The sequence below is a fragment of the Streptomyces sp. NEAU-174 genome, from assembly GCF_052665095.1.
On record NZ_JBQTCE010000002.1, the window covers coordinates 542,431 to 568,701 of the forward strand.

Annotated in this window: 24 protein-coding genes; 13 read left to right on the top strand and 11 right to left on the bottom strand. The window is 73.0% G+C overall.

Annotated elements, in window-relative coordinates; genetic code table 11:
- Positions 1–3: 3 nt before the first annotated feature.
- Positions 4–1,578 (bottom strand): ABC transporter substrate-binding protein, encoded by a 1,575-nt coding sequence (locus ACT2CW_RS07125; protein WP_164428268.1) that lies wholly within the window; start codon positions 1,576–1,578, stop codon positions 4–6.
- A gap of 252 nt (positions 1,579–1,830) precedes the next feature.
- Here ACT2CW_RS07125 and ACT2CW_RS07130 point away from each other — a divergent pair, with 252 nt between their 5' ends.
- The 4 genes from ACT2CW_RS07130 to ACT2CW_RS07145 all read left to right on the top strand — a co-directional run bounded on the left by ACT2CW_RS07130 (position 1,831) and on the right by ACT2CW_RS07145 (position 7,293).
- On the top strand, positions 1,831–3,753 hold the full coding sequence (locus ACT2CW_RS07130) for a four-carbon acid sugar kinase family protein (RefSeq protein WP_445516224.1): 1,923 nt from the start codon (positions 1,831–1,833) through the stop codon (positions 3,751–3,753).
- A complete protein-coding gene (gene pdxA, locus ACT2CW_RS07135) occupies positions 3,750–4,805 on the top strand; it encodes a 4-hydroxythreonine-4-phosphate dehydrogenase PdxA (protein ID WP_445515943.1) in 1,056 nt (351 codons plus the stop codon). The genes ACT2CW_RS07130 and pdxA overlap by 4 nt, the downstream gene beginning before the upstream one ends.
- 58 nt (positions 4,806–4,863) lie before the next feature.
- Entirely contained in the window at positions 4,864–5,640 is a 777-nt protein-coding gene (locus tag ACT2CW_RS07140) for a DeoR/GlpR family DNA-binding transcription regulator (RefSeq protein ID WP_164428262.1), read from the top strand.
- A gap of 684 nt (positions 5,641–6,324) precedes the next feature.
- Positions 6,325–7,293, top strand: coding sequence for an alpha/beta hydrolase (locus ACT2CW_RS07145; RefSeq protein WP_445515944.1), 969 nt, complete (start codon positions 6,325–6,327; stop codon positions 7,291–7,293).
- A gap of 17 nt (positions 7,294–7,310) precedes the next feature.
- Here ACT2CW_RS07145 and ACT2CW_RS07150 read toward each other — a convergent pair whose 3' ends face one another.
- Positions 7,311–7,901 carry an HhH-GPD-type base excision DNA repair protein gene (locus tag ACT2CW_RS07150; protein ID WP_445515945.1) on the bottom strand — a complete coding sequence of 197 codons (591 nt, stop codon included), beginning with the start codon at positions 7,899–7,901 and terminating at the stop codon, positions 7,311–7,313.
- Between the two features lie 160 nt (positions 7,902–8,061).
- On the opposite strand from ACT2CW_RS07150, the gene ACT2CW_RS07155 reads away from it, so the two are divergent.
- Together ACT2CW_RS07155 and ACT2CW_RS07160 are read left to right on the top strand one after the other, a co-directional pair.
- Complete coding sequence (locus ACT2CW_RS07155) at positions 8,062–8,847, top strand: SigB/SigF/SigG family RNA polymerase sigma factor (protein ID WP_121825716.1); 786 nt, start codon at positions 8,062–8,064, stop codon at positions 8,845–8,847.
- 64 nt (positions 8,848–8,911) lie between these two features.
- Positions 8,912–9,580: a dienelactone hydrolase family protein gene (locus ACT2CW_RS07160; RefSeq protein WP_164428256.1), complete on the top strand. Its 669-nt coding sequence runs from the start codon at positions 8,912–8,914 to the stop codon at positions 9,578–9,580.
- A 286-nt stretch (positions 9,581–9,866) separates the two neighbouring features.
- Here ACT2CW_RS07160 and ACT2CW_RS07165 read toward each other — a convergent pair whose 3' ends face one another.
- Complete coding sequence (locus ACT2CW_RS07165) at positions 9,867–10,940, bottom strand: ATP-dependent DNA ligase (RefSeq protein WP_445515946.1); 1,074 nt, start codon at positions 10,938–10,940, stop codon at positions 9,867–9,869.
- Between the two features lie 78 nt (positions 10,941–11,018).
- Between ACT2CW_RS07165 and ligD the strand changes: the two genes are divergently transcribed.
- Together ligD and ACT2CW_RS07175 are read left to right on the top strand one after the other, a co-directional pair.
- On the top strand, positions 11,019–12,023 hold the full coding sequence (gene ligD, locus ACT2CW_RS07170) for a non-homologous end-joining DNA ligase (protein ID WP_182469350.1): 1,005 nt from the start codon (positions 11,019–11,021) through the stop codon (positions 12,021–12,023).
- A gap of 41 nt (positions 12,024–12,064) precedes the next feature.
- Positions 12,065–13,060: a GlxA family transcriptional regulator gene (locus ACT2CW_RS07175; RefSeq protein ID WP_445515947.1), complete on the top strand. Its 996-nt coding sequence runs from the start codon at positions 12,065–12,067 to the stop codon at positions 13,058–13,060.
- Positions 13,061–13,274: 214 nt separating this feature from the next.
- Here ACT2CW_RS07175 and ACT2CW_RS07180 read toward each other — a convergent pair whose 3' ends face one another.
- The 4 genes from ACT2CW_RS07180 to ACT2CW_RS07195 all read right to left on the bottom strand — a co-directional run bounded on the left by ACT2CW_RS07180 (position 13,275) and on the right by ACT2CW_RS07195 (position 18,296).
- On the bottom strand, positions 13,275–14,399 hold the full coding sequence (locus ACT2CW_RS07180; protein WP_164435847.1) for an asparaginase: 1,125 nt from the start codon (positions 14,397–14,399) through the stop codon (positions 13,275–13,277).
- 46 nt (positions 14,400–14,445) lie between these two features.
- Positions 14,446–16,554 (bottom strand): SpoIIE family protein phosphatase, encoded by a 2,109-nt coding sequence (locus ACT2CW_RS07185; protein WP_445515948.1) that lies wholly within the window; start codon positions 16,552–16,554, stop codon positions 14,446–14,448.
- Positions 16,555–16,653: 99 nt separating this feature from the next.
- Positions 16,654–17,508, bottom strand: coding sequence for a caspase family protein (locus ACT2CW_RS07190; RefSeq protein ID WP_445515949.1), 855 nt, complete (start codon positions 17,506–17,508; stop codon positions 16,654–16,656).
- A 176-nt stretch (positions 17,509–17,684) separates the two neighbouring features.
- Positions 17,685–18,296: a TetR/AcrR family transcriptional regulator gene (locus ACT2CW_RS07195; RefSeq protein WP_445515950.1), complete on the bottom strand. Its 612-nt coding sequence runs from the start codon at positions 18,294–18,296 to the stop codon at positions 17,685–17,687.
- Positions 18,297–18,403: 107 nt separating this feature from the next.
- Between ACT2CW_RS07195 and ACT2CW_RS07200 the strand changes: the two genes are divergently transcribed.
- Positions 18,404–18,826, top strand: coding sequence for a nuclear transport factor 2 family protein (locus tag ACT2CW_RS07200; RefSeq protein WP_037965570.1), 423 nt, complete (start codon positions 18,404–18,406; stop codon positions 18,824–18,826).
- Positions 18,819–19,691 carry an NmrA family NAD(P)-binding protein gene (locus tag ACT2CW_RS07205; protein ID WP_445515951.1) on the top strand — a complete coding sequence of 291 codons (873 nt, stop codon included), beginning with the start codon at positions 18,819–18,821 and terminating at the stop codon, positions 19,689–19,691. The genes ACT2CW_RS07200 and ACT2CW_RS07205 overlap by 8 nt, the downstream gene beginning before the upstream one ends.
- Positions 19,692–19,760: 69 nt before the next feature.
- Here ACT2CW_RS07205 and ACT2CW_RS07210 read toward each other — a convergent pair whose 3' ends face one another.
- The 3 genes from ACT2CW_RS07210 to ACT2CW_RS07220 all read right to left on the bottom strand — a co-directional run bounded on the left by ACT2CW_RS07210 (position 19,761) and on the right by ACT2CW_RS07220 (position 21,924).
- Positions 19,761–19,943 carry a DUF397 domain-containing protein gene (locus tag ACT2CW_RS07210; RefSeq protein ID WP_445515952.1) on the bottom strand — a complete coding sequence of 61 codons (183 nt, stop codon included), beginning with the start codon at positions 19,941–19,943 and terminating at the stop codon, positions 19,761–19,763.
- A gap of 1,046 nt (positions 19,944–20,989) precedes the next feature.
- A complete protein-coding gene (locus tag ACT2CW_RS07215) occupies positions 20,990–21,460 on the bottom strand; it encodes a hypothetical protein (RefSeq protein ID WP_445515953.1) in 471 nt (156 codons plus the stop codon).
- A 38-nt stretch (positions 21,461–21,498) separates the two neighbouring features.
- Positions 21,499–21,924: an ATP-binding protein gene (locus ACT2CW_RS07220; RefSeq protein WP_240813196.1), complete on the bottom strand. Its 426-nt coding sequence runs from the start codon at positions 21,922–21,924 to the stop codon at positions 21,499–21,501.
- Between the two features lie 571 nt (positions 21,925–22,495).
- Between ACT2CW_RS07220 and ACT2CW_RS07225 the strand changes: the two genes are divergently transcribed.
- Complete coding sequence (locus ACT2CW_RS07225) at positions 22,496–23,311, top strand: SDR family NAD(P)-dependent oxidoreductase (RefSeq protein WP_078559519.1); 816 nt, start codon at positions 22,496–22,498, stop codon at positions 23,309–23,311.
- Positions 23,312–23,425: 114 nt separating this feature from the next.
- On the opposite strand, the gene ACT2CW_RS07230 is transcribed toward ACT2CW_RS07225, so the two are convergent.
- A complete protein-coding gene (locus ACT2CW_RS07230) occupies positions 23,426–24,829 on the bottom strand; it encodes a hypothetical protein (RefSeq protein ID WP_445515954.1) in 1,404 nt (467 codons plus the stop codon).
- A gap of 277 nt (positions 24,830–25,106) precedes the next feature.
- Between ACT2CW_RS07230 and ACT2CW_RS07235 the strand changes: the two genes are divergently transcribed.
- Together ACT2CW_RS07235 and ACT2CW_RS07240 are read left to right on the top strand one after the other, a co-directional pair.
- Positions 25,107–25,973, top strand: a complete 867-nt coding sequence (locus ACT2CW_RS07235; protein ID WP_445515955.1) for a helix-turn-helix domain-containing protein — start codon at positions 25,107–25,109, stop codon at positions 25,971–25,973.
- A gap of 1 nt (position 25,974) precedes the next feature.
- Entirely contained in the window at positions 25,975–26,214 is a 240-nt protein-coding gene (locus ACT2CW_RS07240) for a DUF397 domain-containing protein (protein ID WP_020866552.1), read from the top strand.
- The last annotated feature ends 57 nt before the right edge of the window (positions 26,215–26,271 follow it).

Here is a 26,271-nt window from a genome sequence, read left to right on the forward strand (position 1 = left end):
GGCTCAGCCCTCCAGGCGCACGGCGGCGAGGTCGTAGGAGTTGAGCTGGAGCAGGCCCACATCGCGCACCCGGGTGCGGCGGGCCAGCACCACATCGGGGACGAAGGCCCACAGGCAGGGGCGGGTGTCCCAGATCTGCCTCTGGACGGCGGCGAGCCGCTCGTTCCGCGTCTTCTCGTCGGTTTCGGCGGAGGCGTCGGCCAGCCGGGTGGCGATCCGGGGGAAGACATAGCCCTGGTAGGTGTCCCGGCTCTTTTCCTTCTCCGGCGTGCCGCCGTACATGCCCTGGAGGCTGGTGGAGGCGTGGCCGGTGGGGACGGAGAAGCCGTTGCCGAGCACGTCCCAGTCGCCGCGGCGGCCCTGCCGCCACTGCTGGATGTCGCCGCCCGGTTCGAACTGCTGGAGGCTGGCGCGGACGCCGACCCCGCGCAACATCTCCAGCACGGCCTCCATCACCGAGGTGTCCGCGGGGAACTCGCCCGACTCCCAGATGATCTTCACCTTGAGATCGCTCGCGCCCAGCGCGGCGAGGCGCTTGCGGGCCTCGCCGGGGTCGTGGACGTAACGCCCGGTGCGTACGGCCCCCTTGAGGGCGAGCGGGACGACGCCCTCGGCCTGCTGGGCCGAGTCGGTGAGCACATCGCGCACCAGGGCCTCGCCGTCGATGGCGTAGCTGAGCGCCTCGCGCACCCGGGCGTCGGCCAGCGGATGTCCGCGTGGCTTGCGGAAGTTGAAGAACAGCTGGTTGACGCGGGTGCCCGAGGTGCGGTCCAGGCGCACCCCCGGCAGTCCCTTGAGCTGCTCGGCGGAGTCGGGGGTGATGGTGTCGATGACGTCCAGCTCACCGCTGCGCACGGCGACGACTCGGCTGGACTCCTCGGGCACGAAGCGCACCCGGACCCGGTCCACGGTGGGGCGGCGGCCCCAGTACCGGTGGTTGACGGCGAGGGTGTACTCGCCGGTGCCGGAGTTGGCCGAGGTGACCACGTACGGGCCGGAGCCCGCCCCGCCGGACAGCTCCTCGGGCCGGTTCCGGGCGGCCGGGCTGATCAGGATGTTGGCCATCAGCTGGTCGAGGATGGGGACCGGGCGCTTGGTGTGCAGCCGGAAGGTGCGCCCGTCGACCGGCTCGACGGTGGGCATCTCGGGGAAGAGGCCGACGATGAACGAGCCGTTGACGCCCGCGTACATCTTCAGCGCGGTCGAGACGTCCTTGACGGTGACCGGAGTTCCGTCGGAGTAGCGGACCCCCTCGCGCAGCCGCACCGTCCAGGCGGTGGGCTCGGTCATCTCGAAGCGGTCGGCGAGCACGAGTTCGGGGCGGAGCCCCTTGCCGATCCGGGTCAGCGCCTGGCGCACCGCGCGCTGCACGGTGACCGCCGCGTCGAACTGGTTGAGCTTGTTGTCCAGGCTGACCAGCGAGCGGTTCAGCCCGAGACTGATGGCGCCGGGCCCGGGGGCGCCGGTGGGGCCCGCGCACCCGGTGAGCGGGGCGAGGGCGATACCTGCTGAGGCGCCTGCTCCGAGGCGCAGCACGGACCGGCGGCTGAGGGCCGGAGCGTAGGGGATACGGGTCATCGTTGACCTCTCGGCGTTCCTGAGGCGAGCGACGTGTCGGGCGAGCTACCGGCTCGCTCGACCCGTGCGGCGCCCGGATGACGGCCGTACGGGTCGAAGTGTCGCGGCGGTCACCGTGACATGGCTGCGCGCTTTACGCAATACCTCTCGCGCACTTCGCGCAACGTATGTCATCATCGGGGCCACGGAGGCGATGCCCATGGTGGTGGGCCGCTCTGCCTGTCATGGTCATTCGAGGAGGTACCGGTGGACATGACGCCCAGCCGGAGACTGCTGGCCATCGCGGATGACCTGTCGGGCGCCGCGGAGGTGGCGGCCGCGGTGCGCTCGCGCACAACACGCAGCCGGGTGCTGCTCCTCGGGGCGCCGGGCGCCGCCGGTACGGCAGCGGCCCTTCGCCCCCGCCATGTCGGCGAGGCGACCGTCCTGGACCTGGACTCCCGGTACCGTCCGGCGGCGGAGGCCGCGGAGGCGGTCCGCGAGGCGCTGCGGATGTCCTGGCCGGACGGGGGCGGCCGGGGCGGCTCGGGTGCGCCGGACGCCTTGGGCACGGACACCTTGGACACCTTGGACACCGTCGTCCTGAAGAAGATCGACTCGCAGCTGCGGGGCAATGTCGCCGCCGAGATCGCCGCCCTGGCGGAGGGCGGTGCGGGGGTGGTGCTCGCCCCCGCGCTGCCGATCGCCGGGCGCGTGGTGCGCTCGGGGGTGGTCCACATCGGCGGAGTGCCGCTCCACGAGGGCGACGCATGGCGCGCCGAGGCCGTCCCGCCGCCCGCCTCGGTGGCCCAGGCGCTGGGCGGCCTGCCCACCGCCCTGATCCCGCTCACGACCGTACGGTCCTCCCGCCCCACCCTGCTCACCGCCCTGCGCGCGGCCGCGACGGCGGGACGGGTGGCCATCTGCGACGCGGAGACGGACGCGGATCTCGACGCGATCGTCGAGGCATCGCTCGCGGACGGCCCCGGGATGCGGCTGGTCGGCTCGGGCGGCCTGGCCCTGGCCGTGGGCCGCCACCTGGCGACGGCCTTTTCGGTCACGGGAGTCCCGGCCACTCCGGGTGCCACGGGCCCGGCCGCCCCTGACGCCGGAGGCTCGGCTGCCACCGCCGTCCCGGCCACTCCAGCCGCCACCGGCCCGGTCACGAAGGACACCGGAAGCCCGGCCGCCACGGCCCCGGCCGCCCCCGGCACCACAGGCTCGGCTGCCACCGCCGTCCCGGCCGCGAAGGACACCGGAAGCCCGGGCGCCGCGGGCCCGGCCGCCCCCGGCACCACAGGCTCGCTTGCCACCGCCGTCCCGGCCAGTCCAGCCGCCACCGGCCCGGCCGCGAAGGACACTGAGAGCCCGGCCGCCACGGGCCCGGCCGCCCCTGACGCGGTCGCGGAGGACACCGGAAGCCCGGGCGCCGCGGGCCCGGCCGCCCCTGGCGCCGCAGGCTCGCTTGCCGCCGCCGTCGGGGGCGCGACCGTCTCGGGCGCCTTGGGCCGGGGCGCCCCCGACGTCACCGGGGCTTCGGCTCTCGCCACACCGGCGGCAGCCGCGTCGACGGACGGACCAGCCGCGCCCTCGGCGAGCACCGCGGCCGAACCCGACGCGGCCCCGCCGCCCTCGGCGTACACCGGGCGGCCGGTACTGGTCGTCGTGGGTACGGCCGAGCCGGCCGCCGTTGAACAGGTCCGGCGGCTGGTCGAGGACGGGGCGAGCCATCAACGGCTTCCGCTCGCGGGGCTGTTGGCCGACGGGCCCCCGGTGCGGCTGCCCGCGCTGACCGCCGCCGTCACCGTCGTCTCCCTCGGCGCCTCGCCCAAGTCCCCGGGCCCGGCGCCCGCGTACGAGGCGGTGCCCCTCCCCTCCCCCCGCGAAGCCGAGCCCATGTCCGGGCGGCGGCTGGTGCACGGGCTCGCCCGGGCCGTCCGTGCGGCCGTCGCCGCGCACCACGGGGCCGTCGACCTCGTGCTGACCGGTGGCGAGACGGCGCGCCGGGTACTGGACGCCCTGGCGGTGACCGAGCTCGACCCGGTCGGCCAGGTGCACCACGGCGCCGTCCATCTCCGCACCCCCGACGGGCGGTCCGTCGTGACCCGGCCGGGCAGCTTCGGCGATCCCGACTCCCTGCGCCACATCGTCCAGGCGCTGCGCCCCCACTCGACCGAACGGAAGGTCACCTCATGAACCCCTCCCCCCACCTCGCCCCCACCGGGGCCGCTGGTGCGGACACCGATCCCGCCCCGCTTCCGCTGATCGCGGTCACCATGGGCGACGGCACCGGCATCGGACCCGAGGTGGTCGTCCCCGCGCTGCTCGACCCGGACACCCTGCGGCGCTGCCGGCCGGTGGTCATCGGGGACGCGGAGCGACTGCGGCAGGCCGCCCGGCTGCGCGGCATCGCGTGCGAGGTCGTCACCGTGGCCGCGCCCGGCGAGGCGGCGTTCACCCCGGGCCGGATCAACGTCATCGACCTCGGGCTGCTCCCCGCCGATCTGCCCTGGGGCGAGCTCTCCCCGGTGGCCGGGGACGCGGCGTACCAGTACATACGGACCGCCGCCGAACTCGCGATGAACGGTGCGGTGCAGGGCATCTGCACCGCACCGCTCAACAAGAAGGCGCTGCACGCGGGCGGCCATGTCTTCCCCGGCCACACCGAGCTGCTGGCCCAGCTCACCGGGGTCGAGGAGGTGTCGATGATGCTGGCCACCCCCACGGTGAAGGTCATCCACGTCACCACCCACATCGGGCTCATCGACGCGGTCAAGAAGATCGAGCCCGGCCTGGTCGAGCGCACCGTGCGCCGCGGCCATGAGGCGATGGTCCGCGCCGGCACCCCCGAACCGGTCATCGGGGTGTGCGGGATCAATCCGCACGCCGGTGAGAACGGCCTGTTCGGCTACGGCGAGGAGGAGGAGAAGATCGTGCCCGCGCTGGAGGTACTGCGCGCGGACGGCATCGACGCCCGCGGCCCGCTCCCCGCCGACACCGCCTTCTTCCTGGCCGGGCGCGGGGACTACGACCTGATCGTGGCGATGTACCACGACCAGGGGCACGGCCCGGTCAAGGTGCTGGGTCTGGAGGCCGGGGTCAATCTGACCGTCGGACTGCCGGTCATCCGCACCTCCGTCGACCACGGCACCGCCTTCGACATCGCGGGTACTGGTGTGGCCGACGCCGGTAGCATGATCGAGGCGCTGCGGCAGGCCGCCGAGATGTCGCCGTCCCCCGCCCGCTGACGCGGGGAGCCACATTGAGGAACGCGAGGCCGAGTCCACGGTGAAGAACGCGAAAGACATGCCGGTGAACGGAGCGCGAGCCCGGCGCGACCAGATCGTCCACCTGGCCACGACCACGGGCCTGACCAGTGTGGAGGAGCTGTCCCGCACCTTCGGGGTCACCGCCTCCACCATCCGCCGCGACCTCGCCCAGCTCACCGCGGACGGCCGGCTGGCGCGGACGTACGGCGGGGCGATGGCCCTGGTGGCCCACCCGGAGGCGTCGCTGCGCCAGCGCACGGGCGAGGCGTTCGAGGCCAAGCGGGCCATCGCGCACTGGGCGGCGTCGACGGTGCGCGCCGGGGAGACGGTGCTGCTCGACGCCGGTTCGACCGTCGGCGCCCTCGCGCATGAACTGCGCACCGCCGAGGGGCTCACGGTGGCCACGACCGGGCTCACCGCGCTACAGGAGCTCGCCGATGTGGAGACCGTGCAGGTGGAATGCCTCGGCGGTACGCTCCGCCCGCTGAGCCAGAGCTTCCTCGGCCCGCTCGCCGAGGCCGCCCTGGAGCGCATGACCTTCGACCGGGTCTTCCTGGGCGCCGACGGGGTGACGGCCGAACACGGCATCTGCGAGGCGGATCTGCGCCAGACCCGGCTGAAGGAGCTGATGGCCCGCCGGGCGGAGGCGGTGTACGTCCTGGCCCACTCGGCGAAGATCGGCCGCCGCCCCTTCCACACCTGGGTACGGCTGCCGCCCGGCTGGACACTGGTGACCGACGGCGACGCGGACCCGGCAGAGCTCCGCGCACTACGCGCCCAGGGGGTCGAGGTCACCGTCGTCGAAGGCGAGTGAGCCGCGCCCATCATGCGCGGTCCGCGCACCCGGCGTACGTACGATGTGGGTGAACGATGGATGGTCCGGATGCCGCGTTCCGGGATCCGGCCGGGATCCGGACCAGGAAAACGTCGCCTGGCGACAGCGCGACCGCCGAGACCATGCGTACACCCCAGGGGACCGGGGCACCCGCCCCGGGAGTGACGTGGCCACCAGCCCAAGAGCTTTGGAGGACACCGTGGCACGGCAGACCGACCCGACCCCCATCCACCCGACGCTGCGAGACCCCGGGCCGCCGTCTCCGACCCCGTCGCCCGGTCCGGGCGGTCCCGAACCGGGTCCCGCACCGGGCCCCGTGCCCGGACCGCCCCCGGGCCCGCCGCCGGACCCGATTCCCTCTCCCCCGCCCGAGCCGCCGCCGAACCCCACGCCCGGCCCGCCACCGGAGCCGTCCCCCGACCCGGTGCCGAAGCCGCCGGGCCCGGACCCGGTCCCGGACCCCTCACCGGCGCCAGGCCCCGTGACCCCGTGAGCTCCTTGACCCGGTGAGTCCCTTGTCCCGGTGAGCCCTTTGCCCCGGGAGCTCACCGGGCCGGTGGGCTCCCGGGTGGCGTAACAGCCCCGGGTGGCGTAACAGCGGTGGGTGCCGCGGTGGCCGGGGTGAGATCGTCGGACGGAACCGGACCGGCAAAGGAGAAGCAGATGGCCACCACCGCTCCGGCCCGCCCCGTCCTCGAACCCGCCGCCGCGGCGTTCGCCGAGGCCACCGCCAAACCGCCGTATCCGTACCAGCTGACGCCCGCCGAGGGGCGTCGCACGCTCGACGAGGTGCAGTCGGGCGAGGTGCCCAAGCCCGAGGTGGACGAGGAGTGGATCAGCGTCGCGGGCATCCCGGCGGGCGGCGTCAGGGCGCGGATCGTACGCCCTCCCAAGGCCGTCGGCACCCTTCCGGCGATCCTCTACATCCACGGCGCGGGCTGGGTGTTCGGCAACGCCCACACCCATGACCGGCTGGTCCGGGAGCTGGCGGTCCGGGTGGGCGCCGCGGTCGTCTTCCCCGAGTACGACCTCTCCCCCGAGGCCCACTACCCGGTGGCGCTCGAGCAGAGCTACGCGGTGGGCCAGTGGATCGTGGCGCACGGCGAGGGCGCGGGGCTCGACGCCTCCCGGATCGCGGTGGCCGGGGACTCGGTGGGCGGCAACATGGCCACCGCCCTCACCCTGCTCGCCAAGGAGCGCGGCGATCTGCCGCTGGTGCGGCAGGCGCTCTTCTACCCGGTGACCGACGCCGCCTTCGACACCGGCTCCTACGAGCAGTTCGCCGAGGGCTACTTCCTCACCCGTGAGGCGATGAAGTGGTTCTGGGACCAGTACACCACCGATCCGGCGCAGCGCTCCGAGATCACCGCCTCCCCGCTGCGCGCCACCCCCGAGCAGCTCGCCGGGCTGCCGCCCGCCCTGGTCATCACCGGCGAGGCGGATGTGCTGCGCGACGAGGGCGAGGCGTACGCGGCCAAGCTGCGAGAGGCGGGGGTGCCGGTCACCGCGCTGCGGATGCAGGGGATCATCCATGACTTCGTGATGCTGGACCCGCTGCGCGACACCCGGGCCGCACGGGCGGCGCTCACCCTGGCCGTGGATACCCTGCGGGACTCACTGCACACCGCCTGAAGGGCCAATGCCCCGCCTCAGGTGCCGCCCTTCGCCTGTTTCGCCTGCCGCTTGAGCTCCTGCTTGTGGGCGCGGACCTTGTCCAGCGACTCGGGCCCGGTGATGTCGGCCACCGAGCGATACGCGCCCTCCTCGCCGTACGCCCCGGCCGCCTCGCGCCAGCCCTCCGGCCGCACCCCCATCCGCTTGCCCAGCAGCGCGAGGAAGATCTGCGCCTTCTGCTTGCCGAAACCGGGCAACTCGTTCAGCCGCCGGAGCAGCTCCTGACCGGAGGGGTCATCGCGCCACAGGGCGGTCGGATCGCCCCCGTAGTGCTCGGCCAGATACCAGCACAGCTGCTGGATGCGCCCCGCCATCGAGCCCGGGTAGCGGTGCACGGCGGGCTTCTCCGACAGCAGCGCGGCGAACCCCTCGGGGTCGTGGGCGGCGATCTCCTGGGCGTCCAGGTCGTCCCTGCCCAGGCGCCGCGCGATGGTGTACGGACCGGAGAACGCCCATTCCATGGGCACCTGCTGATCGAGCAGCATCCCGATCATCAGGGCCAGGGGGTCGCGCTCGAGCAGGGCGTCCGCCTCGGGCTGCTGGGCGAGACGAAGGCGTGCGTTCATCCCGTGTGGGTACCCCGCCACGACCGGGACGAAGCACCCGAAACCCGATACCACCCAAAGGCGCCCATACCATCACCAATTTGGTCGAATTGCGAGGTGTTAGGGCCCATGCGAATCTGGTGGCGACCGCCGTGACATCGGACCACGGAGGCGAGTGACCATGTCAGCAACCGCGACTCGCCAACGACGCCATGACGACACTCCCGACACCGGCGGTGCCTTCCTGCGTCTGTCCCGGCTCCCGTCCGGGCCCGAACGCGACGCGCTGCGCGAGGCGATCATCTGCGCCTGGCTGCCCGTCGCCAAACGCCTGGCGCTGCGCTTCCGCAACAAGGGCGAGAACATGGAGGACCTCACCCAGGTCGCCTCGCTGGCCCTGGTGAAGGCCGTCGACCGCTACGACCCCGACCTCGGCCATGCCTTCCCCTCCTATGCGATCCCCGTCATCACGGGTGAGCTCAAGCGCCACTTCCGCGACTATCTGTGGACGCTGCACATCCCCCGCAACATCCAGGAGGTCCGCTCCCGCACCCGCTCCGCGCGCGACGCGCTGGAGCAGGAGCTCGGCGGGCGCACCCCCACCATCCACGAGATCTGTCTGCGCACCGGTATGCCCCAGGAGGATGTGAAGGCCGGTCTGGAGGCCAGCGCCTCCTGCACCCCGCTCTCCCTCAACGCCGCCGTACAGGGCGCCGAGGAGAGGCTGCTCGCCGAGACGGTGGGCGCGGACGACGCCGCGATCGAACGCGTCGTCAACCGCGAGGCGCTGCGGGTGCTGATCGCCGAGCTGTCGGAGCAGGACCGTTACGTCCTCTATCTGAGGTTCTTCGCGGGGCTTTCGCAGAGCCAGATCGGTGAGATCCTGGGCTTCTCCCAAATGCACATATCCCGCAGGCTCTCCCGGCTCTACAGCGAGCTGCGGCAAGGGCTCATGGCCTACGCCTAGCGACGCTCATGGCCTACGCCTAGCGACCGCACCAGCCCGCGCAACCCCCGGCAGGAGGTGGCCGATGCGCTCCGAGACCGCCCGTATCGCCGCGGACGACGCCATGCTCGTGGGGGATCTGGCCCTTCCCGAGCAGCCCATCGGCGTCGTCGCGTTCGCCCACGGCAGCGGCAGCTCCCGGCACAGTCCGCGCAACCGCGCGGTGGCCCGGGTGTTGCAGGACGCGGATCTGGCCACCCTGCTGTTCGATCTGCTCACCGAGGCCGAGGAGCGGGTGGACGCGATCACCGCCGAACTGCGCTTCGACATTCCGCTGCTGGGCCGCCGGCTGGGGGCCGCCATGAACTGGCTCGACGGACACCCGGCCACCTCCGGGCTGCCGGTGGGGCTGTTCGGCGCCAGTACGGGCGCGGCGGCGGCGCTGACGGCCGCCGCGGAGCGGCCGGAGCGGGTGGCGGCCGTGGTCTCCCGGGGCGGGCGGCCCGATCTCGCGGGCGGCGCGCTGAACCGGGTGCGGGCGCCGGTGCTGCTCATCGTGGGCGGTGACGACCACGAGGTGCTGCGGCTCAACCAGCAGGCTGCCGCGATGCTCGCCGCCCCGCAGGAGATCCATGTGGTGCCCGGGGCGAGCCATCTCTTCGAGGAGCCCGGCACCCTGGAGCAGGCCGCCGAGGCGGCGCGCGACTGGTTCGTACGGATGGCCAGGCGTCCGGCCCGGGGCGGCAAGCGGTGACGCATGGCGGTTAAGCGGCTAAGCGGCTGGGGGGCGCCTGCGGCGGGCTGGGTCCCCTCCCCGCCCCTTCCCGAAACCGGGGCTCTGCCCCGGGCCCCGAAGCTGGGGCTGTGCCCCTTCCCGACACCTGACGATATGCGGCTCCGCCGCGTGGGGGGCTTCGCCCCTGGGCCTCGGACGGGCTGATTTCAGCCCCTCCGGCGATTGAGGAGCGGGGTCTGGGGCGGAGCCCCAGTTGAGGGAAGGGGCGGGGAGGGGAGCAGCCCGCCGCAGGCGTCAAGCGTGGCTACGACCCCGGGGCCGAGCCCAGCACCTGCCGCAGGTCGTAGGAGACCGGCTCCTCCAGCTGGTCGTAGGTGCACTGCTCGGGCTCACGGTCCGGCCGCCACCGCCGAAAGCGGGCGGTGTGCCGGAAGCGGCGGCTCTGCATGTGGTCGTAGGCCACCTCGCAGACCCGCTCCGGGCGCAGCGGCACCCACGACAGGTCCTTGACCCCGGTCCAGCGGCTGGGCGCGCCCGGCATCCGGCCCTGGGCATGGGCCTCCTCGCGCGCCCAGTCGGCCCACGGGTGGCCCTCGACGGTCGCCATGCGCAGCGGCTCCAGCTCGGCCAGCAGCTCCTGGCGGCGGCGCGCGGTGAAGGCGGCGCTGACGCCCACGTGCTGGAGGCGGCCGGTGTCGTCGTACAGGCCGAGCAGCAGCGAGCCGATGCCCTGGCCGGACTTGTGGACGCGGTACCCGGCCACCACGCAGTCGGCGGTGCGCTCGTGCTTGACCTTGACCATCACCCGCTCGCCGGGGCGGTAGCGGAGATCGGGGCTCTTGGCCACGACGCCGTCGAGCCCCGCCCCCTCGTAGCTCTCGAACCACTGCCGGGCCACCTCGAGATCGTCGGTGCAGGGGGCCAGGTGCACCGGCTCCCCGGCGTGGCGCAGCGCCTCGGTGAGCGCCGCGCGGCGCTCGCGCTGCGGGGTGTCCAGCAGCGAGGCGTCGCCGAGGGCGAGGAGGTCGAAGGCGACGAAGCTGGCCGGGGTGTGCTCCGCCAGCATCCGCACCCGGGAGTCGGCGGGGTGGATCCGCTCCAGCAGGGCGTCGAAGTCCAGCCGCCCGCCGCGCACGATGACGATCTCGCCGTCCAGGACGCAGCGCGGCGGCAGGTTGGCGAGCAGCGCCTCGGCCAGCTCGGGGAAGTAGCGGGTGAGCGGCTTGGTGGTGCGGCTGCCGATCTCGATCTCGTCCCCGTCGCGGAAGACGATGGCCCGGAAGCCGTCCCATTTGCCCTCGTAGACCATCCCGGGCGGGATGGTGGCCACGGCCTTGGCCAGCATCGGCTCGACGGGAGGCATCACCGGAAGGTCCATGACCTCCGATTGTGCTCCTGTGGCGGGCCGGGCGCCCGCCGGGAGGCGGCCCCGGGCGGGCGGGCCTAGCGTGTCCGTATGGGAGAGTCGGTGGAGCTCACGGTCGGCGGTCGCACGGTGCGGGTGACCAACCCCGGGAAGGTGTACTTCCCGGAGCGCGGGTTCACCAAGCTGGACCTCGCCCGCTACTACCTGGCGGTCGGCGAGGGCGCGCTGCGGGCGCTGCGGGACCGGCCGACGACGCTGGAGCGCTATCCGGACGGGGTGGACGGGGAGTCGTTCTTCCAGAAGCGGGCCCCGAAGAACCTCCCGGAGTGGATCCCGACCGGCCGGATCTCCTTCCCCAGCGGGCGGCACGCGGACGAGATCTGCCCCACCGAGACGGCCGCCGTGGTGTGGGCGGCGAATCTGGGCAGCCTGACCTTCCATCCGTGGCCGGTGCGGCGCGGGGACACCGAACACCCCGATGAGCTGCGGATCGACCTCGATCCGCAGCCGGGCACCGACTACGAGGACGCCGTCCGGGCCGCGGGAGAGCTGCGCGAGGTGCTGGACGAGCTGGGGCTGCGCGGATGGCCCAAGACCTCGGGCGGCCGGGGGCTGCACGTCTTCGTCCCGATCGCGCCGGAGTGGACCTTCACCCAGGTGCGGCGGTCCGCGATCGCGATCGCGCGGGAGCTGGAGCGGCGGGCTCCGGAGCGGGTGACCACCAAGTGGTGGAAGGAGGAGCGCGGCGAGAAGATCTTCGTGGACTACAACCAGACCGCCCGGGACCGCACCATCGCCAGCGCCTACTCGGTGCGCCCCCGCCCCCATGCCCCGGTCTCCGCGCCGCTGCGCTGGGAGGAGGTCCTCGACGCCCGGCCGCGCGACTTCGACCTGGCCACCATGCCGGTGCGCTACCGCGAGCTGGGCGATGTGCACGCGGACATGGACGAGCACACCTTCCGTCTGGAGGCCGCGCTGGAGCTGGCCGCGCGGGACGAGCGGGAACACGGTCTCGGCGACCTCCCGTATCCGCCGGAGCATCCGAAGGTGGCGGGGGAGCCGAAGCGGGTGCAGCCGAGCCGCGCCAAGAAGTGATGGAGTGATGGCCGGATCGGCGCGTCTGCGAGAATCGCGCCATGTCCGTCTTCACCCACCCCGGCCGCCATCGGGTGGCGGTGCTGGTCCGCCATGGGCTGCTGCCGTTCGAGTTGGGCATCGCGCACCGGCTGTTCGGCCGCGCCGTTTCGGCCGCCGGTGAGCCGCTGTACGAGGTGGTGACCTGCGCGCTGGTCCCCGGTGAGGTGCGTACGGACTCCGACGTCACGATGAACGTCGCGCATGGCCCGGAGGCGCTGGCCGAGGCCGACACCGTGCTCGTGCCGGCCGCTAACGAACCGGACGCGCCACAGACCGAGGGCAGGCTGGACGCCCCGCTCACCCGCGCCTTCGCCCGGATCCGCCCCGGCGCCCGGATCGCCTCGATCTGCACGGGGGCGTTCGTCCTGGCGGCCGCGGGGCTGCTGGACGGCCGCCGGGCGACCACCCACTGGCAGGAGGCCGACCGGTTCCGGGAGCTGTTCCCGGCCGTCGCGCTCGACCCGGACGTCCTCTACGCGGACGAGGGCGAGGTGCTGACCTCGGCCGGGGACGCCGCCGGTATCGATCTGATCCTGCACATCATCCGGCGCGACCACGGCGCGGCGGTGGCGGGCGAGGTGGCCCGCGCCTCGGTGGTGGCCCCGCACCGCGACGGTGGCCAGGCGCAGTTCATCCGGCGGCCGGTGCCGGAGCGGCGCGGCGGCTCCACGGGCACGGCCCGCGCCTGGGCGCTGACCCGGCTCGACCGTCCGCTGACCCTGCGGGAGCTGGCGGAGCGGGAGTCGATGAGCGTACGGACCTTCTCCCGGCGGTTCCGGGACGAGGTCGGGATGACCCCGGTGCAGTGGCTGACCCAGCGGCGCCTCGAGCGCGCCCGGCAGCTGCTGGAGGAGAGCGATCTGCCGGTGGACCGGATCGCGGCGGACGCGGGCTTCGGCACCGCGGCCTCACTGCGGCAGCATCTGCACACCGCCCTCGGGGTGTCACCGAGCGCCTACCGCGCCACGTTCCGCGGCAGCGCGGCTCGCCCCTAGGCGGCGTCCGGTTGATCTTTCCCCTCCCCGCCCCTTCCCGACACCTGACGATATGCGGCTCCGCCGCGTGGGGGGCTCCGCCCCTGGACCCCGGACGGGCTGAAATCAGCCCCTCCGGCGATTGAGGAGCGGGGTCTGGGGCGGAGCCCCAGTTGAGGGAAGGGGCGGGGAGGGGAGCAGCCCGCCGCAGGCGCCAAGACCGGGCGGACACCCCCTAGTGGCGGACCGTGAACTGGCCCGTGCCGAACGTGTGGAACCAACTCTGGATCCGGTGCTCGTTGTGCGTGGTGGCGAGCGACAGAAGCAGCAGCAGCCGGGCCTTCTGCGGAGTCAGGTCCTGGGCGCCGATGACGCCGCGCACATCGGGGTCGTAGACCGCGCCGGAGCCGGTGCGGGAGGCGGAGACCATGACCACCCCGTTCTTGACGGCGTCGTCCCGGGCCTCGGTCATGGCCGGGGAGAGACCGCCCGCCCCGGTGCCCGCCGTGACGATCCCGGCCGCCCCGGCGTCGGCGAACGCCTTGATGGCCTGGGGCCCGGCGCCCTGGTAGCTGTAGGCGATGTCGACCTTCGGCAGTGGCCGCCGGGCGATCCGGTCGAGGTCGAACGGGGTCTTCCAGCCGGGCTTGCCGCACTGCTCGACCCGCGCGGGCGCGCGGTTGACGCGGATGTGGTTCTGGTCGATGACGCCGAGCTCTCCGCTGCTGCCGCCGCTGAAGGCGTTCAGCCGCAGGGTGTCGGACTTGCGCACCTCGCGGGCGGCGTGGATCTGGTCGTTGAGCATCACCACGGTGCCGAAGCAGGTGGTCCGGCCGCTGGCGGCGAGGTGGATCGCGTTGTAGAGGTTGGCCGGGGCGTCGGAGCCGATCACCGTCCAGGGCCGCATGGCGCCGGTGAGCACCACGGGCTTGTCGCTGCGGACGGTCAGGTCCAGCCAGTACGCGAACTCCTCCATGGTGTCGGTGCCGGTGGTGACCACGACCCCGTCGTTGAACTTCAGGGCGTGGTCCACGGCGGCGGTGAGCCGGCGGTACTCGGGGATCGTGTAGTTGTTGGAGTCCTTGTTGCCGAACTGCTGGGTGGTCACGCCGGCGATCCGGTTCACCTCGGGTCTGAGGTCGTTCACCAGCCGGGACACCGGGAGCTTGCCCGCCTGGTAGTCGTCGAAGGACACCTTGGTCCTGCTGACGCCCGCGATGGTGCCCCCGGTGCCGATCACGGCGACCTTGGGGGTGGGCCTGGGGATCGGCTCCGCGGCGCCGGCGAGGGAGGCCGTGGTCCCCAGGGCGAGGGCCACCAGAGTGATCAATACGCCGGAGCGGCGGGCGAGCTGAGCCATGGGGACGTCATCTCATCGATGGAGTGCGTGACGGGTCGGCCCTTCTTCAGCCACTTTCCACGGTAACCACGGACGTCTCCGGCAGGCGAGGGCGGCGCAGCCGGGCCAGCAGCAGGGCCACGTCGTCGTCCGGCGCCCCGTGCAGCGCGGCCAGCACCTGGTCGCAGATCCGCTCCAGCGGGCCCTGGTGGCGGCGCAGCAACTGGACCAGGGTGTGCAGCCCCACGTCGAGGGACTGATGGCGCTTCTCCACCAGGCCGTCGGTGAACAGGGCCAGCAGCGCGCCCTCGGCCAGCTCCCGCTCCACCGAGGCGAAGGGCACGCCGCCGACGCCGAGCGGGGCGCCGGTGGGGATGTCGATGAGTTCGGCGTCGCCGCCGGGATGCACCAGCACCGGCGGCAGATGCCCGGCGGTGGACATCTCGCACCGCCCGGTGCGCGGATCGCAGACCGCGTAGAGACAGGTGGCGATGGACTCCCCCAGGCTGGGTGTGATCTCGTCGAGATGGCACAGCACCTGGGCCGGGGGCAGCCCGAGCCGGGAGAAGGCCCGGGTGGCGGTGCGCAGCTGGCCCATGATGGCCGCGGCGTGGATGCCCTTGCCCATGACATCGCCGACCACCAGCCCGACCTGGCCGTCCGGGAGGGGCAGCACATCGAACCAGTCGCCGCCCGCGGCGCTGACCGCGGGCAGGTAGCGGGAGGCGATCTCCAGTCCGTCCAGGTCGCGTGGCTGCTGGGAGAGCAGGCTGCGCTGGAGGGTGAGCGCGGCGTCGCGTTCGCGGGCGTAGAGCCGGGCGTTGTCGATGCACAGGGCGGCGCGGATGGCCAGTTCGCAGGCGAGGGTGAGGTCCTCCTCGTCGAACGGCCTGGGGTTGATGGTGCGGTGCAGGCTGAGGGTGCCGAGCACGCTGCCGCGGGCGATCAGCGGGGCGGCGATGTACGAGTGCACGCCCTCGCGCAGCAGCACCCTGGCGGCGTCGTCGTCCCGGGCGATCCGCCGTACGTCCTTCTCGGTCACATGCGGCACCAGCAGCGGCCGGGCCTCGCGGACGCACTGGGTGATCAGCCGGGTGGGCTCGTAGCGGGCGATCTCCCCGACCGGGTCCGCCGCGTGGACGGCGGCGGTGGGGTACCCGGCGGCGACGGCGAGCGCCCGGAAGCGGGCGGAGCCGTCGGTCCACACCCGGGGCGTGGCCTCGCGGTGCACCACGGAGTCCAGGACGTCGACGGCCGCGAGGTCGGCGAGCCGGGGCACGGTCACATCGGCGAGTTCCTGGGCGGTCTGGCGCAGATCCAGCGTGGTGCCGATGCGGACGCTCGCGTCGGCGATCATGGACAGCCGCTCGCGCGCCTCGGCGATCTCGCTGGTCTCCCGGTGCCGCCGGGAGATGTCCATGATGGAGACGGCGATGCCCAGGATGCGGCCGCTGGGGTCCTCCAGCCGGTAGTACGACTCCGACCAGGCATGGTCGTGGTCGGGGTCGGCGGGGGTCCGGCCGACGCTCTGCTGGTCGAGCAGCGGCTCACCGGACTCCAGCACCTGCCGCATCGCGCCTTCTATGGCCTCGACGTCGAGCCCCGGCAGCACCTCCCCGAGGCGGTGGCCGCGCACCTGGGACTCGTTGATCGAGTTCATCTGCTGGAGGGCCGGGTTGGCGAGCAGCCAGCGCAGGTCGGTGTCGAACACCGCGAGCCCGACGGGCGACTGTCTGATCAGGAAGCCGGAGACGGCCAGGTCGGTCTCCAGCCGCCGTACGGTCCCCTCGTCGGCGGCCAGTCCGAGGGCGTAGCCCTCGCCGTGGGCGTCCCGCAGGCCCATGGTGCGGAACTCCACCTTCAGGGTGGAGCCGTCCGGGCGGCGGACCGGGAAGACACCGGCCCAGGTGTCGCCCGCCCGCACCCGTGCGAAGAGTTCCACGGCCGCCCGACGGTCCCGCGGGTGGACCAGCAGCTTGTCCGCGCGGCGTCCCAGCGCCTCGGCCGCCCGGTAGCCGAACAGCTGCTCAGCCTCGGGGCTCCAGAGCGCGATCCGCCCCTCGACGTCCAGGGCCACGGCAGCGACCCGCAGCAGGTCGAGCACCCCTCCCGGGCCGGTCGCCATGCTGCTGATAGCCGCCTCTTCCTCCTGGTCCACACGGTCATGCGTCGTCATACCGGCACCTCACCGGCTCGCCGTGCCCTCCTACTGTCATACCTCGCCCGGCGAGCCGCCGCACACGGATATGACAGGGGCACGGTCTCAGATCCCGGTTCAGATGGTGAAGGGCCGCTGCCGGGCGAAAGCGGAGTGCGGCGCACCTGCCTGGAAGAAGTTGGGCGTCTGGTCGGGCGGCATCCGCTTGACGATCTCCCGGTGCAGCCCGCGGTAGCTGCCCGCGAAGGCACCGCCCCGCCAGACCTCCAGCAGCGTACCCGTGAACAGCCCGTTGACGATCCCGTCGGCCGAGGTCTGGTTGTCCTGGCAGCCGGAGATCTCCAGCACACTGGCGTCGATCTTGGCGAGGTCCTTGGCGGTACGGGTGTTCTGGATCCGGTCGTAGACCTCGCGGTCGCGCCGGTAGACGGCGGCCTGCACCGACTGCGGCATGGCCCGGATCCTGCGGCCGACCTCCTGCGGGTCGGCGGTGCTGAAGCGCCGGTCGAGCTCCTGGGGGCTGAGCATCTCGGGCAGCCGCCGGGCCACGGTGCCGCTGTGGCAGCTGTCGGAGAGCAGCCAGATCCGCACCCCCCTGGCGAACTTCCCGAACAGCTCGAAGAGCTCGTCGTCGACCAGCTGCCGGTCGTACAGCACCCACGTCTCGTCGAGGCGGTCGCCGGTCTCGTCGTGGTTGAGGTCGGGCACCTGGCCGCCGTGGCCGGAGTAGGTGAGGAAGAGGATGTCCCCCTCGGCCAGCCGCCCGGCCGCGGCCTCCAGGGTGGCGGTGACCGTCTCCGCGGTGGCGGCCGGGCTCAGCAGCGGGCCGGTCACATCGAACCCCGCGGCGTCGGCCAGTCCGGCCATGTCCACGGCGTCCTGCTCACAGGCACCCAGCTCACCGCTCCAGCCGTCGTACGCCTCGGGGTCGACCTGGTTGAGTCCGATGTGGACGGAGAGGCCGATGGACATGGGGGCTCCTTGGGTCGAGGACGTGCGGCGGCTCACCATCGCTCGTCACTAAGCGATGATGCGGGGCCGCGCCCCGCCATGCCCTGTTCTCCGACCCCATCCGGAGGAGGCACCCCGCGCGCACCCCGCACCCACCCGGCGGGCACCCCGGCCGTCAGCCCCCGCGCGGCCGGCCGTCAGCCCCCGCGCGGCCGGGCGTCCAGGGCCCGCAGCGCCATATCGGCGGCGCGCTCGAAGTAGCCGGGCTCCAGGGGCGCGCCACGGGCCGAGACACGCCAGTAGACCAGCCCGCCGAGCAGGTCGAGCGCCAGCTCGCGGTCGAGGTCCGGCGGCAGCTCACCGCGGTCGACCGCCCGGTCCAGCACATCGGTCATCCGGGCGCGCCGGGGCTCGCCGACGCAGCGGGCCAGGGCCTGGCTCAGCTCCTCGTCGCGCTGCGCCTCGGCGATCAGGTCCGGCAGGATCCGGGAGAACCGCGGATGGGTCAGCCAGTCGGCCACCGCGCGCAGCCCGGCCAGCACATCGCCGCGCAGGGTCCCGGTGTCGGGCGGCTCCACCAGGGCGACGCTCAGCTCGGACACGACCGCGATGACCATCCGCTGCTTCGACGGCCACCGCCGGTACAGGGCGCTCTTGCCCACCCCGGCCCGTTTGGCCACCGCCTCCATCGACAACCGGCCGTAGCCGTGCTCGGCGAGCTCGTCGAGGACGGCTTCGGAGATGGCCGCGGTCTTGTCCGCGCGCAGGGTGGCGGCGCCGCTCGGAGGGCGCCGGGTGGGCTCCGACATGACCCCGAGGTTAACAGATGGACGGGACGGTACCGTCTCGTTCTATGCTGTACGGACGAGACGGTACCGTCCCGTCCTGTTAACCGTTGCTTGAGGAGAGGTACGTCATGGACGACCGCGTCAAGGTGTTCGAGCGGGCCAAGGAGCTGCTGCTCGGCCACGACATGATGGGATTCGCCGACCTGTGGGCCGTCGACGGCACCATGGAGTTCCCCTTCGCCCCGCCCGGCCGGCCGCGCCTGCTGGAGGGGCGTGAGGCCGTGCGCGCATACGTGCGGGACTACACCGACCACATCGATCTGCGCGCCGTCGCGCACGAGGTCGTCCATCTCACCGAGGACCCCGACGTGCTGATCGTGGAGTTCTCGATGGACGCCGTGGCCGTCGGAACCGGCCGCCCGCTCCGCCCCGGCTACGTCGCCGTCATCACCGTCCGCGACGGCGAGATCGCCTCGTACCGCGACTACTGGAATCCGCTGATGCTCGACGAGATGAGCTTCGGTTCCGAGGAGGGCCGGACCCATGGCTGAACCCACCGTTCTGGTCCTCGGCGCCACCGGGAACACCGGCTCCGCGGTGCTGCGGATGGTGCGCGCGGAGGGCGCGCGGGCGCTGGCCGCCACCCGGCGGCCCGAGACCGCGGCCGCGGCGGGCGTGGCCGACGCCGTACGGTTCGACTGGCACGACCCGGCAGGCCACGCGGCGGCGCTGCGCGGCGTGGACCGGCTCTACCTCGTCGCGCCCCTGGGGGTGGCCGAGCCGCTGCCCGTGGTCGAGCCGTTCCTTAAGGCCGCGGTTGCCCAGGGCGTACGGCGTGCGGTGCTGCTGAGCTCGTCCGCGGTCGGCGAGGCGGACACCGGCCTCGGCGCGCTGCACACGCTGGTGCGGCGGACCGTGCCCGAGTGGGCGGTGCTGCGGCCCTCGTGGTTCATGCAGAACTTCACCGGTGACCATCCGGTGGCCCAGGCCATCCGCGGCGACGGCGAGATCGTCAGCGCCACCGGGGACGGCAGGGTGGCCTTCGTCGACGCGACGGACATCGCCGCCGTCGCCACCCGGGCCCTGCTGGACGACCGTCCGCACGACACGGAACACGTCATCACCGGCCCGGAGGCGCTCGGTTACGCCGAGGCGGCGCGCATCGTGGCTGAGGTCTCCGGGCGGCCGGTCCGCCATACCGCGGTGGCGACCGGGGAGTTGGCCGAGAGGCTGAGGGCGACGGGGCTGCCGCCGGAGTTCGCCGCGCTCCTCGCCGGGCTCGACGAGGACATCCGGCACGGCGCGGAGGACCGTACGACGGACACCGTCGAGCGGGTCACCGGGCGCCCTCCCCGCTCGTTCCGCGCCTTCGCCGAGGCACACCGCGCCGCGTTCGCTCCGCCGTCGGCGGCCTAGACGTTCGTCTAGACCCCGGTCCGGGGCAGGGAGGGGAAAGATCCGCCGGACACCCCGGAGCGGCCGGGCTCAGCGGGCGGCGAAGGCCAGGAAGTCCGCCCAGGCGGTGGCGGTTACGTGGAGGCGGGGGCCCTCGGGGTTCTTGGAGTCCCGTATGTGGACGGTGGTGGGGGTGGTGGCGACCTCGACGCACTCGCCGCCGCCCGCGTCGCTGTAGAACGAAGCCCTGGAAGTACACCGGGTAGCGCTCAAGCCGCAGATACTTGATCGCGGAACGCAGCAACCCGCCCGCGTCCAGTGCCTTCTCGGCCGCGTCGATGAACTCGTCCGTCGGCGGCTTCGCGCATGTTTCCACGGCGCTCACCGCCGACCCGGTGTAGTTCACGACGTGCGGCCCTGGTCGGGCGTCCGGGAGCGCATCGTCGGCAAAACGGTCTGGGCCCGAATCCGCCTCTCGAGGTGCTCGGTTGGGCGCGGCGCCGTCTCGCGCCTTCGGCGCAGTTTGAGCATGGGTCGGGGGTGCCGGAGCCGGGGCCGCGTCGCCGGCCGCCGGGCCGGTGGGGGCGGGGCGAGTGGCGGCCCGGGCTCGCGGGCCGGGTCGATCCGGACTGCGGGCGCGGCCCCTCCGGGTACCCCTCTCAAAAACACTTGATCTGGCGCAACTAATAAGTCAAGCAATCTCAAGGGGGGTACCCCACCCCCGGCGGAGTTGTCCGGCGTCGGCCCGAGCCCCCGACTGCGGAAGCCGCCACCGGGCCCAACCTCCCACCGGCCCGGCGGCCGGCGACGCGGCCCGCGCCCCCCACCTGCCGCCCCCATGCTCAAACTGCGCCGAAGGCGCGAAAGCGCCGCAGACAACAAACGACGTCTTCCCCTGGCCACCGTCCTGCTCGGACACGGCTCGTCGGGCTCGTTCCTGGACGCGGGGGTCGTGGCCGGGGCCTGGAGCGTCGGCGGCACGGTGACGGCGCCGTTCCGGGGCAGACTGGTGGACCGTCATGAGCAACGGTGGCCGATGGGGGCCATGGCCGTGCTCACCGCGCTCGCCGTGGCCGGTCTGGTGACGGCCACGGCGACCACACAGCTGGTGCTCTCCGGCGCGCTCGCCGGGGCGGCGTTCGCCCCCATGACCGTCTGCCTCGACGACAGACCCTGGGCGGATCGGCGGAAGTCGGCTGCGGTTCGGTGCGCCCCGAAGGGGCGCGGGGCTGTGTCGAAGTGCGGCTCCGCCGCGTGGGACCAGCCACGACGGCGCCGCGGACGATCGACGGCACCTAGCGGCACTTCCCGCGGAGCGCTCAGCGGAACAGCACGCCCGGGAGGCCGGGGCGGTCGACGGCCTCCTGGAGGGCGGCGCGCAGGGTGTGGCTGTCGGTGAGGGGGCCGCCGGGCCGGATCAGCCAGACATGGCCCTGCCGTACGCAGCCGGGCCTGGGGCAGCGCAGCACCCGGCCCGGCCCCGCCGCGGCCACCGTACGGCGGCGGGCGTACACCGTCCCGGCCAGCCAGACCTTCCACTCGGCCGCGGCTCCGGGCGGCACGAGGAAGGAGAGCACATGGCTGGCGGTGGCCAGCATCACCGGCCCCGCCGCATCGCGCCGCTGGAGCGCCTGGATCACCGCGGTGCCGATGTCGTCGCACATCCGCACCAGGTCGAAGACGGGGCCCACCGGCAGATCGGCGAGGCCGGTGCCGCTGGCCCACTGGAGCCGCACCCGCCCGGGGTCGTCGCTCGCGGCCAGCAGCCATTCGGCCGCGTCGGTCTCCACGGTGACCCGCGTCCGGCGTTCCCCCCGCGCCCCCGCGTTCATGAGGTGGCCACCAGCGGCAGGGTGAACCACACCTTCTTCCCCCGGACGCCGGGGTCCGGCGGCTCGGTGCCCCAGTCGGCCGCCAGGTCCTCGACGATGGCCAGCCCCCGTCCGGACTCCTCGGTGGGCTCCGGCGTGCGGGCGACCGGGACCACGGGCGAGCCGTCGGCCACCTCCACCCGCAGCTCACGGCCGAAGCGTTCCAGCGAGACGGTGATGGTGACGGTGTCGGCGGGGCCGGAGCTGCCGTGCTCCACGGCGTTGGCGAACAGTTCGTTGGTGGCGAGGACGACATGGTCCACGATCGCGCCGAGCCGCCAGTCGCGCAGATGTCCGGCGACCATCCGGCGCACCGCGGCGGCGCGGTCGGGGAGGGCGGGGAACTCCGCCCGGAAGAGCCGGCGGGTGTCCAGCGGGATCACCGTCCTCTCCCCTCCGGAGCAGGGGACGGGGATCGCCGCGGCGGCCGGGCCGCCGGCCGGGCCGGTTCCCGGCGCGGCCCGCCCGGTAACCGGATCGGTTCGCGGGCGGTTCGCGGAAACCGCGACGCCACGGCTCGGGCCCATCGTCTCGCCCTCCTCATCGGCCGACGCCGGCCGGTGCGACAGTCCTGGACAGGAACGGCTCACGGTGTCGGTCCTCACGGTCCTCATCGGTCTGTGGGCTCTGGTGGCATACGGGCACATGGGGTGATTGATGTCCGGGTGAGCGGGTAAGCGCATTCTGGTGACCGACGGCGTGGCATCTGAGCTGGTGACAGGCGGTGCGCACGCCCCACCCGACCCGCCTGGACCAGCTGCCACGGACGGAGACGGCCCGGTCGCGGTGAGTGCCGGTTACCGGCATGGTTCCTCCTTCGAAGGCAGCGCAAAGCGCCATCGGTCGCCGTTCAAGTAGACAAACGGTTGGACCGGCCGACGGGCGAGAGGGCATGGGGGTTGTCCGGTTGTACGGGCGTAGTGGTTCGGGCTGTACGGTCCGGACGTGGCAAGCGTGAGCGAGGGCCGCGAGGGGCGGCCGGGCCCGGGGGAACGGTCCGGTGTGGACGGCAAGCGGGTTCTGGTGACCGGGGGTTCCCGGGGGCTGGGTGAACAGATCGTACGGCTCCTGGCGGCCGGCGGGGCGCGGTTGGCCACGTGTGCGCGGACCCCGGAGCACCTGCGGTCCCTCACGGCGTCCCTGGGCGCCGAGGGGCACGGGGAGCCGTTCACCCGCGCGCTGGACGTCACCGAACCGGAGCTGCTTGAGCGGTTCGTGGATGCGGCGGGGATACGTTTCAGCGGCCTTGACGGCGTGGTGGCCTGCGCCGGCGGCGCCCGCGGCCGCGGCATCGAGGACTCCGGTCCCCAGGACTGGTCGCTGACCTGGGAGATGAACGTCGGTCATACGGCCCGGCTGGTGAGGGCCGCGGTGCCGCATCTGCGCCGGGCGGGCGGCGGCTCCGTGGTGGTGATCGCCTCCATCTCCGGCTGGAAGCCGGGGCCCCAGGCGCAGTACGGGGCGGCCAAGGCCGCCCAGATCCATCTCGCGGCCTCACTCGCCCGCGAGCTGGGCCCGGACGGGATCCGGGTGAACGCCGTCTCCCCGGGGTCCATGCTGATCCCCGGGAAGCGGTGGGACCGGATGCGCACCGAGGAGCCCGAGGCCTACGCCCGGTTCACGGCCGAGCTGCCGCGCGGTGAACTGGTCACCCCGCGGGAGGTCGCCCAGGTCGTGGCGTTCCTGCTCTCGGACGCCTCGAGCGGGGTCTCCGGTGCGCATCTGCCCGTGGACCGAGCCCAGAACGCCCCCACGCCGGGAGGCTACTGACCCCCGGCGCTCCCCCGAGCGGAGGCGCTCCGGACACGCCACCGGCCGCCCACATGGAGCGGCCGGAGACTTCACGCCAGGCTCCGGCGGGGCGGGGCCCCGAGGCCGGATGCCTCAGGCGGCCATGCCCAGCACGGTCCGGGAGCGCTGCTCGAACTCCCTGACCATGGGCTCCCCGCGGCGCGGCCGCAGCCGGGTGCGGAAGTCGCGCAGCGCCTGGATCGAGCGCTCGCTGTGCACCCCGCTGAGCGTGTCGAGTGCCTCGCCCGCGGTGCCCACGGCCTCGTCCAGCCGGTTCTGCTGGAGGTAGGCCGTGGCCAGCACGGATCTGCTGATGGCCTGGCGCCGGCGCCGGTCGGCGTTGGCGCGCACGGATTCGGCGGCGGCGTGCTCGGCGTCCGTGGCATTGCCCAGGTCGCGGAAGCACAGCGCCGCCTCGGCGGCCAGATAGTGGTGGTCGAGGAAGCGCACCCAGGGCGACTCCTGCTCGGGGCCCTGGCTGGCCTCCAGCTGGGCGTCGGCCGCGCGCAGCGACTTGGACGCCTCGCGGGGCTGGTCCAGTGCGGCGTAACCACGGGCGGCCATGGCGTGCAGCCGCATCAGCCCGAGCGGGCTTCCGGCGTGCTTGGCGGTGGCGACACCGACCCGGGCCAACTCGACCCCCGCCTCGGGCTGGCCCAGGTTGGTCGCCAGATGGGACAGGCCGGCCAGGATCTGACCGCCCAGGACCCGGTCGCCGCCCTCGGCGCACAGCCGCAGCGCCTGGGTCATATAGCGCTGGGCCAAGCCGTATTCGGCGTTGTCATAGCTGCTCCAGCCGGCCATCGCGGCCAGCTTGGCGGCCGCGGTGAACAGCTGGCGCCGCTCCTGGGGCGGCGCGCCGCGCTGCTGGAGCATGGGGACGACCTCGGTCGAGAGATAGAGCACGATGCTGGCGCGGACCTGGCCGCCGCCGAAGCGATTGTCCATCTCGTCGAACATGTTGATCGCCGCGTGGACCTGTTCGACGCGGCCGCCTTCGGCCGCGGGTGCGAGCCGGGCGGTGTCCTGGTTCTCGACCAGCCACAGCAGCCATTCGCGCTGTGGGGTCACCAGCGCGCCGGCGACGAAGGGCACCGCACCCAGCAGGCTGCGGCGGGATATGTCGGTGGAGCCGAGTTCGGCGAGCGTGTGCAAGGTTTCGCTTACGTCCTCCCGGTAGGCCAGCGCCCGGGCCACGACCGGTCGCTGTCGGTCGGAGATGAACCCCAGCTCGGCGGGGCCCACGGGCCTGCCGAGCCGGTGGGAGAGCACGGCGGCGATCAGCTCCGGCGTGGTGCCGCGCGGCTGTCCGCCTTGCAGCCAGCGGGTGACGGACGCCTTGTCGTAGTTCGACTCGCGCCCCTGCCTACGGCCCAGTTCATTGACGCGCAGGGCCAATGAGGCGTAGGAGCACCCGGATTCCTTCAGGGCGGCGGCCAACGCGCTGTTGGCCACGGTGGCTTGGCGCCCGCTTACCGGCTGTGCCTGATGCGTCACCGTGACCGTCCCCGTTTCGAGCCACGGCGGTCTCTGGGATCCCCGTCGCCCGCCGCCCACCGGTCGGCCGGGGGCCTCAACGACGTTGTGGACATGGGTGGTTGGGAGCCCTCGCCATCGAGGGTGAGATGGGTCATGTGCTCACTATGCGTGGTGAAGCCGTCACCCCGCAACCTTCGTTCTGATAATTTCAAAGCGCTCCGCTCGCTCTGTCAGTGTCATCCATCGCGTGGCACACTGTGCAGGCATATGACAGCCATTCCTACGGGAGGCGGACGTGAGCGAGGCACGGCCGACCGGCGCCGCCCCCACCGTCTTACGGAGAGTGCTGGGCAAGCGTCTGCGGCATCTGCGCGAGCGGGCGAGGGTGTCGTTCGAGGAGGCCGCGAAAGCCATCGAGGTCACCCCGTTGACCGTGCGCAGGATGGAAAAGGCGGAAGTCGGCCTCAAGATTCCGTATCTGAAGGAGCTGCTCCGGAACTACGGCGTCCGCGGCCCGGAGATGGAGGATTTCCTCGCTCTGGCACGCGAGGCCAACCAGCCGGGCTGGTGGCATCAGTTCCGCGATGTGCTTCCGGACTGGTTCAGTGTTTACGTAAGCCTCGAAAGTGAGGCCACCGTCATTCGCGCGTACGAGCCCCACTACGTACCCGGGCTGCTCCAGACGGAGGACTACGCGCGAGCGGTGCTACGCATGGGCTTCCCGCATGACACCGAGGAGGAGCTGGAGCGCCGGATCGCTCTGCGGGTCAAGCGCCAGAGCCTGCTCACCAAGCCGGAGGCGCCGACCATCTGGGCCATCCTCGACGAGACGGTGCTGCACCGCCCGGTCGGCGGCTCGCGGGTGATGCGCGACCAGATCGACCACCTCATCGACACCTTGGACGTCCCCAAGGTCAGGCTTCAGATCATGCGGTTCGCGGCGGGACCGCACCCCGGGGCGTTCGGCCCCTTCCACTACTTCCGCTTCGGATTCTCCGAACTGCCGGACGTCGTCTACACCGAGAGCCTCACCGGGGCGGTCTATGTGGACAAGCCGGCCGAAGTCGTCGCCTATCTCGAGGTCCTTGACCGGATGGCGGTCCAGGCCGAGCCGATCGGCGACTCCAGCACCATCCTGGCCGAACTGCGTAAGGAGCACTGAGATGCATGACCCCGTCTACACCGGAATGCCGGCCACGGACCTGGGCACGGAGGGCTGGGAGAAGCCCTGGAGCGGGTCCAACGGCGGCACCTGCATCGAGGCCAAGCGACTGCCGGACGGACGGATCGCGCTGCGCCAGTCCACCGACCCGGCCGGGCCCGCGCTGATCTACACCCGCTCGGAGGTGGCGTCCTTCCTGGAGGCGGCGAAGGCCGGCGAAGCGGACTTCCTCATCTCCTAGAGCGGGCTGCCCACGGCCGGTCCTGGAGCGGGCCGCCCACGTCCCGATTCCCGAAAC